Source organism: Citrobacter sp. Igbk 17 (assembly GCF_028069775.1).
Lineage (GTDB): Bacteria > Pseudomonadota > Gammaproteobacteria > Enterobacterales > Enterobacteriaceae > Citrobacter.
In genome coordinates this window covers 82,284-94,751 of sequence record NZ_JANEWI010000008.1, presented here as the reverse complement: position 1 = coordinate 94,751, position 12,468 = coordinate 82,284, and the positions used below count along the sequence as shown (strand labels likewise).

11 protein-coding genes are annotated in these 12,468 nt (G+C 51.3%); 8 read left to right on the top strand and 3 right to left on the bottom strand.

Annotation, left to right across the window (positions count from 1 at the left end; translation table 11 throughout):
* Positions 1 to 99: 99 nt before the first annotated feature.
* Positions 100 to 1,746, bottom strand: coding sequence for a class I fumarate hydratase (gene fumB, locus NNO08_RS07140; protein WP_271440560.1), 1,647 nt, complete (start codon positions 1,744 to 1,746; stop codon positions 100 to 102).
* 263 nt (positions 1,747 to 2,009) lie between these two features.
* On the opposite strand from fumB, the gene manA reads away from it, so the two are divergent.
* Both manA and NNO08_RS07130 read left to right on the top strand, forming a co-directional pair.
* The gene (gene manA / locus NNO08_RS07135) at positions 2,010 to 3,185 is read left to right on the top strand and encodes a mannose-6-phosphate isomerase (protein WP_005121190.1); all 1,176 of its coding nucleotides are present in this window, start codon (positions 2,010 to 2,012) and stop codon (positions 3,183 to 3,185) included.
* Positions 3,186 to 3,292: 107 nt separating this feature from the next.
* Positions 3,293 to 4,801, top strand: coding sequence for a YdgA family protein (locus NNO08_RS07130; RefSeq protein WP_271440561.1), 1,509 nt, complete (start codon positions 3,293 to 3,295; stop codon positions 4,799 to 4,801).
* A gap of 57 nt (positions 4,802 to 4,858) precedes the next feature.
* Here the strand turns inward: NNO08_RS07130 and NNO08_RS07125 are convergent, their stop codons facing one another.
* Entirely contained in the window at positions 4,859 to 5,887 is a 1,029-nt protein-coding gene (locus NNO08_RS07125; protein WP_137381259.1) for a Mal regulon transcriptional regulator MalI, read from the bottom strand.
* Positions 5,888 to 6,056: 169 nt separating this feature from the next.
* Between NNO08_RS07125 and malX the strand changes: the two genes are divergently transcribed.
* The 3 genes from malX (at position 6,057) to add (ending at position 9,934) form a co-directional block, all read left to right on the top strand.
* The gene (malX, locus tag NNO08_RS07120) at positions 6,057 to 7,649 is read left to right on the top strand and encodes a maltose/glucose-specific PTS transporter subunit IIBC (RefSeq protein WP_271440562.1); all 1,593 of its coding nucleotides are present in this window, start codon (positions 6,057 to 6,059) and stop codon (positions 7,647 to 7,649) included.
* 10 nt (positions 7,650 to 7,659) lie between these two features.
* Positions 7,660 to 8,832, top strand: a complete 1,173-nt coding sequence (locus NNO08_RS07115; protein ID WP_271456431.1) for a MalY/PatB family protein — start codon at positions 7,660 to 7,662, stop codon at positions 8,830 to 8,832.
* Positions 8,833 to 8,932: 100 nt separating this feature from the next.
* The gene (gene add, locus NNO08_RS07110) at positions 8,933 to 9,934 is read left to right on the top strand and encodes an adenosine deaminase (protein ID WP_271456430.1); all 1,002 of its coding nucleotides are present in this window, start codon (positions 8,933 to 8,935) and stop codon (positions 9,932 to 9,934) included.
* Positions 9,935 to 10,011: 77 nt separating this feature from the next.
* Here add and NNO08_RS07105 read toward each other — a convergent pair whose 3' ends face one another.
* On the bottom strand, positions 10,012 to 11,052 hold the full coding sequence (locus NNO08_RS07105) for an oxidoreductase (protein ID WP_048211743.1): 1,041 nt from the start codon (positions 11,050 to 11,052) through the stop codon (positions 10,012 to 10,014).
* A gap of 241 nt (positions 11,053 to 11,293) precedes the next feature.
* Here NNO08_RS07105 and blr point away from each other — a divergent pair, with 241 nt between their 5' ends.
* From blr to NNO08_RS07090, 3 genes are all read left to right on the top strand, one after another.
* Positions 11,294 to 11,419: a division septum protein Blr gene (blr, locus tag NNO08_RS07100; protein ID WP_040233850.1), complete on the top strand. Its 126-nt coding sequence runs from the start codon at positions 11,294 to 11,296 to the stop codon at positions 11,417 to 11,419.
* Positions 11,420 to 11,717: 298 nt separating this feature from the next.
* Positions 11,718 to 11,933 (top strand): transcription modulator YdgT, encoded by a 216-nt coding sequence (gene ydgT / locus NNO08_RS07095; RefSeq protein ID WP_003832804.1) that lies wholly within the window; start codon positions 11,718 to 11,720, stop codon positions 11,931 to 11,933.
* Between the two features lie 91 nt (positions 11,934 to 12,024).
* Positions 12,025 to 12,465, top strand: a complete 441-nt coding sequence (locus NNO08_RS07090; RefSeq protein WP_271440565.1) for a DUF2569 domain-containing protein — start codon at positions 12,025 to 12,027, stop codon at positions 12,463 to 12,465.
* Positions 12,466 to 12,468 lie beyond the last annotated feature (3 nt).

Genomic DNA, 12,468 nt, shown 5'->3' with positions numbered 1-12,468 from the left:
CATTGCCCACTTGCATTGGTCTTATGAGTATTAACGAGGAAAAAACTGTCGTTTGGTGGTTCGTGCGGTAAAAAAAACCGCCCCGTAGGGCGGCTGACGTTACTTAACGCAGCGTGCGCACTGCGACGTCTGAATTTGCTGGAAGAAATCGTTGCCTTTGTCATCCACCAGGATAAACGCCGGGAAATCTTCCACTTCAATTTTCCAGATGGCTTCCATCCCCAGTTCGGGATATTCCACACACTCCAGACTCTTGATACTGCCCTGGGCCAGCACGGCCGCTGGACCACCAATGCTGCCTAAGTAGAAACCACCATGCTTATGGCAAGCGTCAGTAACCTGCTGACTGCGGTTTCCTTTTGCCAGCATGATCATACTCCCGCCCGCGGCCTGAAGCTGATCAACATAGGAATCCATGCGACCGGCGGTGGTTGGGCCAAGCGAGCCAGATGCATAACCTTCCGGCGTTTTTGCCGGTCCGGCGTAATAGATTGGGTGATCCTTAACATACTGCGGCAAACTTTCGCCGTTATCCAGACGTTCTTTCAGTTTCGCATGCGCTATGTCACGTCCAACGATGATCGTACCATTCAGCGACAAGCGGGTAGAAACCGGATATTGCGACAACTGTGCCAGGATATCTTTCATCGGACGGTTCAGGTCGACACGCACGGCTTCGCCTTCGCCTGCCTGACGCAGTTCTTCCGGGATATATTTGCCAGGATTGTGTTCGAGCTTCTCAATCCAGATCCCTTCACGGTTGATCTTGGCTTTAATATTACGATCCGCTGAACAAGAAACGCCCATGCCAACCGGGCACGACGCGCCGTGACGCGGTAAGCGGATCACACGGATATCGTGTGCGAAATATTTCCCGCCAAACTGGGCGCCTAAACCAAGGTTCTGCGCTTCTATCAGCAGTTCTTTTTCCAGTTCAACATCACGGAATGCTTGACCGTGCTCGTTACCTTCGGTCGGCAGCTCATCGTAGTATTTCGCCGAAGCCAGTTTCACCGTTTTCAGCGTGGCTTCTGCGGACGTTCCACCAATCACAAACGCGATGTGGTATGGCGGGCAAGCTGCTGTTCCCAGCGTTCGCATCTTCTCCACCAGGTAATTTTTTAATTTGCCTGGTGTGAGCAGCGCTTTGGTTTCCTGGTACAGATAGGTTTTGTTCGCCGAACCACCGCCCTTGGCAATGCACAGGAATTTGTATTCATCGCCGTCGACGGTATACAGGTCAATCTGTGCTGGCAGATTGGTACCGGTGTTCACCTCTTTGTACATATCCAGCGCGGCGTTTTGTGAATAGCGCAGGTTGTCTTCGATGTAGGTGTTATAAACCCCACGCGCCAGCGCCGCTTCGTCACCGCCGCCGGTCCAGACACGCTGTCCTTTTTTACCCACGATAATCGCTGTGCCGGTGTCCTGACATGTCGGCAGAATGCCCTTTGCTGCGATATCAGAGTTACGCAGGAATTGCAGGGCGACATATTTATCGTTTTCGCTGGCATCCGGATCGCGCAGAATGTCTGCAACCTGCTGCTGATGTGCAGGGCGCAGCATAAACGATGCGTCATGAAACGCCTGGCGAGCCAGCAAAGTTAAGGCCTCAGGCGCAACTTTGACAATCTCCTGCCCTTCAAATTCGGCAACGGAAACATGGTCGCTGGTCAGCAGATAGTATTCGGTATCATCCTTTTTGAGGGGAAAAGGATGCTGATAATGAAAGGGTTTGTTTGACATTGTGCTCTCACTTACTGCTCGGTCTGGTTATTCTCTGGGCAGATGTTCCATTGCCCTGCTTCCCTGCCGCAGATCGGGTTGTAGAAGGTATGGCTTTCTGCAACCGGAATTACTCAGGGTATTAAAAGCGAGTCACCATATCCTACACAATTTTTTAACAAAAACTGAGACTAGTACGACTTTTTGCACGTGCAGGTTACTTCGTCCGGGGTTTCTTGGTTTAATAGCCAGAGATTTTTCAACATTGAAACAGGGCATTGATAATGCAAAAACTCATCAACTCAGTGCAACACTACGCCTGGGGAAGTAAAACTGCGTTAACGGAACTTTATGGCATTGCCAACCCAACCCAGCAGCCAATGGCCGAGCTGTGGATGGGGGCTCATCCGAAAAGCAGCTCTCAGGTTCAAGGGGCCGATGGCCAACCCGTTGCTCTGCGCGATGTTATCGAGCACGATAAATCCGCACTGTTAGGCGATGCCGTAGCAAAACGCTTTGGCGAACTGCCCTTCCTGTTTAAAGTGCTCTGCGCCGCTCAACCGCTTTCTATTCAGGTCCATCCGAACAAACACAACTCTGAGATAGGATTTGCCAAAGAAAACGCAGCCGGGATCCCAATGGATGCCGCTGAGCGTAACTACAAAGATCCGAACCACAAACCAGAGCTGGTTTTTGCCCTGACGCCATTCCTGGCGATGAATGCGTTTCGCGAATTCTCTGACATCGTTGCATTGTTACAACCAGTTGCGGGCGCACACCCTGCCATTGCTCACTTTTTACAGGAACCCGGTGCCGAGCGCCTGAGCTACCTTTTCGCCAGCCTGTTAAATATGCAGGACCAGGAAAAATCGCATGCACTGGCAATACTGAAATCAGCCCTTAACAGCCAGCAAGGCGAACCGTGGCAGACTATTCGCCTTATCGCTGATGTCTACCCGAACGACAGCGGTCTTTTCTCCCCACTGCTGCTGAATGTGGTGAAGCTAAATCCTGGCGAAGCGATGTTCCTGTTCGCGGAAACGCCGCACGCCTATCTGCAAGGTGTGGCACTTGAGGTCATGGCAAACTCTGATAACGTGCTGCGTGCTGGGCTGACACCGAAATATATTGATATCCCGGAGTTGGTGGCCAACGTTAAATTTGTCGCAAAACCGGCGAACCAACTGTTGACCACTCCGGTCAAAACCGGTGGTGAACTCGACTTCCCGATCCCGGTTGATGATTTCGCCTTCTCCCTGCATGAACTGTCTGCCGGGGAAGCCGTGATTAGCCAGCACAGTGCGGCGATTTTGTTCTGCATAGAAGGTGAAGCGCTACTGAGCAAAGGCGATCAACGTCTGGTACTAAAACCGGGTGAATCCGCATTTATTAGTGCGAATGAATCGCCAATAAGTGTCAGCGGCGTCGGCCGTTTAGCGCGTGTTTACAACAAGCTCTAGCAAGATACTGATATTTTTAACAACTCTTGCTAAGCTAGTAGAGAGTTAAAAACATGTCACTCCTCCAGGCGTCTTCAAACGCCTGGTTTTATTTTATGGATATCGAAATGAAAAAATCGCTGGTAGCTGCGGGTGTGGTGGTTGCGCTGGGTATCGTCTGGACGGGCGGCGCCTGGTACACCGGAAAGAAACTGGAAACGCATCTCGCCGAGATGGTGACGCAGGCAAATGATCAGATCAAACGCTACTCACCTGAGGCAGGAATTGAACTGAGTTATCAAAACTACCAGCGCGGCGTGTTCAATAGCCAACTGCAACTGGTAGTGAAACCCATCGCCGGACAGGAAAACGCATGGCTGAAAGCAGGCCAAACTATCGTTCTGGATGAAACGGTGGATCACGGCCCTTTCCCGTTAACCCAGCTTAAGTCATTGAACCTCATTCCTGCTATGGCTTCGGTGAGAACAACACTGGTGAATAACGATGTCACTAAACCATTGTTTGATATAGCCAAAGGCGAGTCTCCTTTCGTTATCAACTCCCGAATTAGCTATAGTGGTGACACCCGTTCAGACCTCTCCCTCAAACCGTTGAACTACGAGAAAGGCGACGAAAAAGTGGCCTTTAGCGGTGGGGAATTCCAGTTCACCGCAGATAAAGACGGTAACGCGGTTTCCCTGACGGGCGCTGCGCAAAGCGGTCAGGTTAATGCAGTCAACGAATACGACCAGAAGGTGCAAGTTACCTTTAATAACCTGACAACCGAAGGGTCTAGCAGCGTCGCCAGTTTTGGTGAGCGCATCGGCGACCAGAAGCTGTCTCTCGATAAACTGTCAATATCGGTCGAAGGCAAAGAGCTGGCCGTGCTGGAAGGCATGGGAATTGATGGTAAATCCGATCTGATTAACGATGGAAAAACCGTGAACAGCCAGCTGGATTACACCCTGAACAGCCTTAAATTACAGGGTCAGGATTTGGGTAGCGGTAAGCTGACGCTGAAAGTGGGTCAGATTGACGGTGAAGCCCTGCATCAGTTCAGCCAGCAGTACAGTGCCCAAACCAAGGCGCTGATGTCGCAGATTGATGTCGTCCAAAACCCAGAGCTTTATCAGCAGAAAGTGACGGAAGCGTTCTTTAATGCGCTGCCCATTCTGATGAAGGGTGAACCCGTAATCACCATTGCACCGTTAAGCTGGAAAAATGCGAAAGGCGAAACGACGTTTAACCTGTCGCTGCTGCTTAAAGATCCAACCGCGACCAAAGAAGAGCCACAAACGCTGGCTCAGGAAGTGGATCGTTCTGTCAAATCACTGGACGCGAAGCTGACTATTCCTGTGGATATGGCGACTGAGTTCATGACACAGATAGCCAAAATTGAAGGCTATCAGCAGGAGCAAGCCGCGGGTCTGGCTAAACAGCAGGTCAATGGTCTGGCAGCGATGGGGCAGATGTTCCGCATTACCACGATGCAGGACAACACCATCGGTTCCAGCCTGCAGTACACCAATGGCCAGGTAACACTCAACGGGCAGAAGATGCCACTGGATGAGTTTGTTGGTATGTTCGGTATGCCGACCCTTGGCGAACCGGATGCTCCGGCAGTTCCACAACAGTAATGATGCTCTGAACCAAGCCCGATAATACTGCTTATCGGGCTTTTGCATTTTGGCAAGCTACTTCTGCGTGACCAGTCGGGCGGAAAGCGTCAGATTGCGGGAATGGCTGTCATCATGACCAATGCGCTGCAGTATACGCTCAGCCAGGGTGTAACCCATTTCGCGTGCCGGGGTACTGGCCCAGATAATGGGAATGTCATCCAGCGCGTTTTCCGCCACATCCGCAAATCCAGCCAGTGAAACTTGCTGTTCAAAATAGCGATCGACGCCAATTTCGCCGCTCTGACGCCCCGCTCTCATCAGACCAAACCAGGCGCCAACAGCGATGGTTTCGTTGTAACACACAACGGCGCTGATCGTCGGGTTGCGGCGTAACAGTGCAGTAACGGCTTCGGCTGCCTGTTTTTGACTGGATGAACACTCCAGAACCCAATCACTATGAAACGGTAAACCATATTTTAGCAGCGTCGCACAATAGCCGCCGACACGCTCTGCGCGGGTTAAAGAAGAACTCTGTCCTCCCAGCCACGCGATTCGCTGGTGACCGTGCCGAATAAGATGCTCAACCAACAATTGCGCTGCCTGCATGTTGTCGGGTCGGACCGTGTCGACGTCATCCAGATAACTGGCTCGGGAGGCAAATACAACCGGAATCCCTTTTTCTTCAGCCAGCTGTCGAAGTGCATCACTGCTGTCAGCAGCACCCGCAATGACTACACCATCCACGCCCTGATTGAGTAGCATCGCGAAACGCTGCGCCAATTGCTCACCGTCTTTACCGCCGTGTAAAAGAAAGACCATCCGACCCTGTGCTTCTAATGCTTCCGTCAGGCCTGCCGTCAGTTCAGCATAAAATGGCGCAGACAGATCGCGTACAATCAGCCCGACCACACCACTCTGACCGCCACGCAGTACCGATGCCTGACGATTACGTACGAACCCCAACTGCTCAATGGCAGCGTTTACCCGCTCCCCGGTTGCGGATGAGATACGCCCTTTTCCACTAAGCACCAATGAGACTGTACTGACCGAAACTCCCGCAGCCAGCGCAACATCATGGATGGTTATTTTTTTGGCTATAGCCATAAAAACAGAAAACTCCCTGATAACGTGACGGATAAAACGTTTTATCAATCAGTTATAGTTATACCCCCTATTATCATTCGATAATGTGATTTATACCGCACTAAAATTAGGTAAAACGTTTTATCTTCTCGCCATCATTAGTCACCGAGCTTTCACGAGGAGTCGTTAGATGACGACGAGAACCACACCAAAAATAACGTTATGGGAATTTTTCCAGCAGTTGGGCAAAACCTTTATGTTGCCCGTGGCTCTGCTCTCCTTCTGCGGGATCATGTTGGGGATCGGCAGTTCGTTAAGCAGCCATGATGTCTTAACGCTGATCCCCGCATTGGGTAACCCGGTGCTTCAGGCTCTTTTTACCTGGATGAGTAAAGTCGGCTCTTTCGCCTTTAGTTTCTTACCCGTGATGTTCTGTATTGCTATTCCTCTCGGTCTGGCGCGCGAGAACAAAGGTGTGGCGGCATTTGCTGGGTTTGTTGGCTACGCGGTCATGAACCTTGCCGTTAACTTCTGGTTGACGGCGAAAGGGATTTTACCCACCACTGATGCGGCAATCCTGAAGGCCAATAACATCCAAAACATCCTGGGGATCCAGTCGATCGACACCGGGATCCTAGGTGCAGTCATCGCCGGGATCATTGTCTGGATGCTGCATGAGCGCTTCCACAATATCCGTCTGCCGGACGCATTAGCTTTCTTCGGCGGCACCCGTTTTGTCCCCATCATTTCTTCACTGGTCATGGGGCTGGTTGGATTAGTTATCCCTCTGATCTGGCCTGTATTTGCGATGGGTATTACCGGGCTCGGCAATATCATCAACAGCGCAGGTGAATTTGGTCCGATGCTGTTTGGTACCGGTGAACGCCTTCTGCTGCCTTTTGGCCTGCATCATATCCTGGTGGCCCTCATTCGCTTTACTGAAGCGGGCGGTACCCAGGAAGTGTGTGGTCATAGCGTCAGTGGCGCACTCACTATTTTCCAGGCGCAGCTGAGTTGCCCAACCACGCAAGGCTTCTCTGAAAGCGCAACCCGCTTCCTGTCTCAGGGCAAAATGCCGGCATTCCTCGGCGGTTTGCCGGGTGCTGCATTAGCAATGTATCACTGTGCTCGTCCTGAGAATCGACATAAAATTAAAGGGCTATTAATTTCTGGTCTGATTGCCTGCGTCATTGGCGGTACCACTGAACCACTCGAGTTCTTGTTCTTGTTTGTTGCCCCGGTTCTGTACGTGATCCACGCCTTGTTAACCGGCCTCGGCTTTACCGTGATGGCGGTGCTCGGTGTGACTATTGGCAACACAGACGGTAACCTGATTGACTTCGTGGTGTTCGGGATCCTGCACGGGTTGTCCACCAAGTGGTACCTGGTCCCTGTTGTCGCGGCCATCTGGTTTGCGGTGTACTACGTTATCTTCCGCTTCGCGATCACCCGCTTTAATCTGAAAACACCGGGCCGTGATGTCGAAGTTGCCAGCAATATCGAGAAAGTGATGGCAGGCACACCCGGTAAATCTGGCTACAATGTCCCGGCAATTCTGGCGGCACTGGGCGGCGCAGAGAATATCGTTAGTCTGGATAACTGCATTACCCGTTTGCGTTTGTCGGTCAAAGATATGTCACGCGTCAATGTCCAGGCCCTGAAAGACAACCGGGCCATTGGCGTGGTACAGCTCAATCAGCATAACCTTCAGGTCGTTATTGGCCCGCAGGTCCAGTCAGTGAAAGACGAAATCGCGGTTCTGATGAATACAGTACAGGCGTGAGGACAACGACATGTTTGATTTTTCAAAGGTTGTGAACAGGCAAGGAACATGGTGTACCCAGTGGGATTATGTCGCTGACCGTTTCGGCACTGCCGATCTGCTGCCGTTCACCATCTCTGATATGGATTTTGCAACGGCCCCTTGCATTCTGGAGGCGCTGACCCAGCGCCTGTCACATGGCGTATTAGGATATAGCCGTTGGAAAAATGACGAATTTCTGGCGGCCATTAGCCACTGGTTTCTCACTCGTCACAATACCCGGATCGATCCTCAATCGCTGGTATATGGCCCCTCAGTTATCTATATGGTCTCTGAACTCATCCGCCAGTGGTCGTCTGCTGGCGACGCGGTCGTTGTCCATACACCAGCTTACGATGCTTTTTACAAGGCTATCGAAGGCAACCAGCGCACAGTGCTCCCCGTCGCTCTGGAAAAGCGGAGCGACGATTGGTATTGCGACATGGCAAAGCTGGAGGCAGCTCTCTCACGACCCGAGAGTAAAATTCTTCTGCTATGTAGCCCACAAAATCCAACGGGCAAAGTGTGGACGCGCGAGGAACTGGAAACCATGGCTGACTTATGCCAGCGACATGGTGTCAACGTCATTTCCGATGAAATCCATATGGATATGGTTTGGGGAGACCAACCGCATATTCCGTGGATCAATGTCGCACGCGGCGACTGGGCGCTACTCACCTCCGGCTCCAAGAGTTTCAATATCCCGGCATTAACCGGCGCGTATGGGATCATCGAAGACGCCAATAGCCGCAACGATTATCTCAGCGCGCTAAAGGGACGCGACGGACTGTCTTCTCCTGCGGTGCTGGCACTCACCGCACATATTGCCGCCTATCAGCAAGGTGAGCACTGGTTGGATGCCTTACGGGATTATCTTGCCGGCAACCTGCATTACGTTGCTGATGAACTTAATACTGCGTTCCCTGAACTTAACTGGCAGATCCCACAATCCACCTATCTGGCCTGGATAGACTTACGTCCGCTCAAGGTTGATGACCAGGCGTTACAAAATGCGCTTATCCACCAGCAAAAAGTGGCGATCATGCCGGGATCGACCTACGGAGAGGAAGGATGCGGTTTTGTGCGCCTGAATACCGGATGCCCCCGTTCAAAACTTGAGAAAGGCGTTCAGGGATTAATTAACGCCCTGCGCTCTCTGCGCTAACTAAAGTTGCGCAATGAAATTAATCATTGCGCAACATAGATTTTTATCCCGATTTATTCTTATAATACTGCGCACTTTACCTAAAAACATGAGTGCGACCATGATTGATACTTCCCTTCCTTTAACCGACGTCCATCGCCACCTTGATGGGAACATCCGTGCCCAAACGATCCTGGATCTTGGTCGTCAGTTTAATTTAACGCTTCCTGCTCAAACACTTGAAACGCTGATCCCTCACGTGCAGGTAACGTCAACTGAGCCTGATTTGGTCAGTTTTTTGTCAAAGCTTGACTGGGGTGTGAAAGTGCTGGCATCGCTGGATGCCTGTCGTCGCGTCGCATTTGAAAATATCGAGGATGCCGCACGTAATGGTCTGCATTACGTTGAATTACGTTTTTCTCCAGGCTACATGGCTATGGCGCATCAACTCCCCGTTGCAGGTGTGGTTGAAGCCGTTATTGCCGGCGTACGCGAGGGCTGCAAGACCTTTGGCGTTGAAGCCCGTTTAATTGGCATTATGAGCCGTACCTTCGGCGAAGCCGCCTGTCTGCAGGAACTGGATGCACTGCTAGCGCACCGTGATCACATCACAGCGCTGGATTTGGCCGGCGATGAACTCGGTTTCCCGGGCAGTTTGTTCCTGTCCCATTTCAACCGTGCGCGCGACACAGGTTGGCATATCACGGTTCATGCAGGTGAAGCGGCGGGCCCGGAAAGCATCTGGCAAGCTATCAGAGAACTGGGAGCAGAGCGTATTGGCCACGGTGTAAAAGCCGTCGAAGATCGCGCCCTGATGGATTTTCTCGCCGAGCAGCGTATCGGTATTGAATCCTGCCTGACATCGAATATTCAAACCAGTACCGTCGCCTCACTGACGACGCATCCGCTGAAAACATTCCTTGAGCACGGTGTACTGGCCAGTCTGAATACGGACGATCCGGCGGTTCAGGGCGTGGATATTATTCACGAATACACCGTAGCCGCCCCGGCTGCAGGATTAACGCGTGAACAGATTCGCCAGGCGCAAATCAATGGTCTGGAAATGGCGTTCCTGAGCAATGTAGAGAAACAAGCACTGCGTGAGAAAGTCGCCGCAGCGTAGTGGTTTTATTGCCGGATGGCGCTAACGCTTATCCGGCCTACGTTACAATGTAGGCCGGATAAGATGCCTGGACATTATCAGGCAAGGCACAGCGTCGAACGGTGTTTCGCCGATTCAATGCCCAGCTCAATCAGTTCCATGATTTGGATGGCTTGTCTGGCTGGAACCGGGTTCTCGCCGTTACCATTCAGCGCATCACGGATACCCGCATAGTACGCCGGATAATTGCCTGGCACGGTTAGCCAGGTTTCTTCCACCTGCTCATCGCCTTCCATACGTGTCAGTACACCATCACGCATGTCGTAACCCCAGTCCTCCTGCGGCAGGCGTTCACCATTTTTAAGACGTTCCTCTTGTGGGTCCAGACCATACTTCACATAGCTGCCACGCGATCCGTGAACGATATAACGAGCAGACTCAGCGGCTGCCAGCATCGTTCCGTGCAGAATCACCCGTCGCTGCGGATACGTCAGGATGGCATGGAAGTAATCTGTTGACTGCGCCCCCGGGCGGAGCTGTGCCAGATCGACCGTCAGACTCACGGGTAAGCCAAACAGGTTAATTGCCTGATCTAAAAGATGCGGCGCTAAGTCATACCAGATACCACTCCCCGGGCCACCCTGTTCACGCCAGCGGTCACGGACCTGCGGACGGAAGCGATCGAAATGAGATTCAAAATAAGCCACCTCACCCAACGCGCCATCCGCCAGCAAGGCTTTCAGCGTCAGAAAATCGCTGTCCCAGCGACGGTTATGGAAGACAGAAAGCAGGCGACCTACGCTTCTGGCCAGCGCATCCAGCTCGCGTGCTTGTGACAGTGTCACAGTGAAAGGCTTATCAACAACCACGTGCTTACCTGCTTCCAGCGCCGCTTTCGCCAGCGGGAAGTGTGTATCATTGGGTGTAGGGATCACAATCAGGTCGATACTCGGATCGTTAAACAGGTGTTTGGGCTCAGTAACAACTGCCACTGAAGGCCAGTCCGCCTTCACTTTTGTTTCATCACTACTGGACACCGCAACCAGTTCCAGACCCGGAGTGCCCACGATCAGGGGGGCATGGAAAGTTTTACTGGCATAACCGTAACCGATTAGCCCAACGCGGATGTTGTCACTCATGTTTTTGCCTCTCAATTCAGATCTGGCCTATTTCACACCATAGACAGTAGCGCCACAATAGTTTAATAACCTTTGTGCTACAAAGGCTGTTGCTTAACTTAAGTCAAACATATGCCACTTAGAGTTAACTTGCCGCGAAAAAGTCATCGAAATCGTTCCCAATGCTCTTGCTGTATTATTTATTGATAAGTAACATTTGCTACCTGTGTTTATGGATAAATCAAAGCAAATGTCGTCAGTAATGAATCGTCTTATTGAATTAACAGGTTGGATTGTTCTCGTGGTCTCCGTGATCCTGTTGGGTGTTGCCAATCATATTGACAACTACCAACCACCGGAACCCGTCGCTGCAGTACAGAAAAAATAAATATACGCAGCCCGTTATAGCCTGGCAGTTAACTCCGCGATGGTTGCTGGGTAGGGCTGTAAAAGATCAGTTTTTGTCAAAAAAAAAGCGAATTATGCCGCATCCCGCTCCAGCGCGTATTGCCTGCGATCGTGAAGCGCGTTACCCTTTCCGCAGGCGCGAATAGCGCCTGGTTTCCCACAGGGTTGAAAACTCTTCTTACATTTGCGTGCAAATTCGCGTTTACCTGTACAACGTTGGTTGTTTTTTAATATTTATTACTCCGTTAGTATTATTTTATTAATATGGATTGCCTTTTATGACTGTTCAGGATTACTTATTAAAATTCCGCAAAATCAGTTCGCTAGAAAGTCTGGAAAAATTGTTCGATCATCTTAACTACACACTGACTGACGATAGCGACATTATCAATATGTATCGCGCTGCAGACCACCGTCGTGCCGAGCTCATTTCGGGCGGTCGCCTGTTCGATGTCGGTCAGGTGCCAAAATCCGTCTGGCATTACGTGCAATAAACAAGAAAGTAGCGTCTGACGTTAAAAGCTTTATAATAATTGCCCCAAAATGAACGGCATGTCTGTTCGCGCGCGTAAACCTGGAGATGAAATGACTACAACACCGGCACAACGTATCGGAGGCTGGCTACTTGGGCCATTGGCCTGGCTGTTAGTCGCGTTGTTAAGTGCTTCGCTGGCGTTACTGCTGTATGTCACTGCGTTGGCTACACCGCAGACATTCCACACGCTGAGCGAGCAAAGTACGACGAATTTGCTGCTATGGGGCGTCTCCTTTATTACCGCTATCGCCATGTGGTACTACACGCTGTGGCTGACCGTCGCGTTTTTCAAACGCAGAGCCTGTGTGCCAAAACACTATATTATATGGCTGCTGATCTCGGTATTGCTGGCGATTAAAGCGTTTGCATTCTCTCCTGTTCCGGATGCGTTTGCCGTGCGTCAACTGCTGTTCCCCTTGTTGGCGGCTGCGCTGCTGGTACCCTATTTCAAACGCTCGCAACGCGTTAAGACAACGTTTGTGAACCCGTAATAA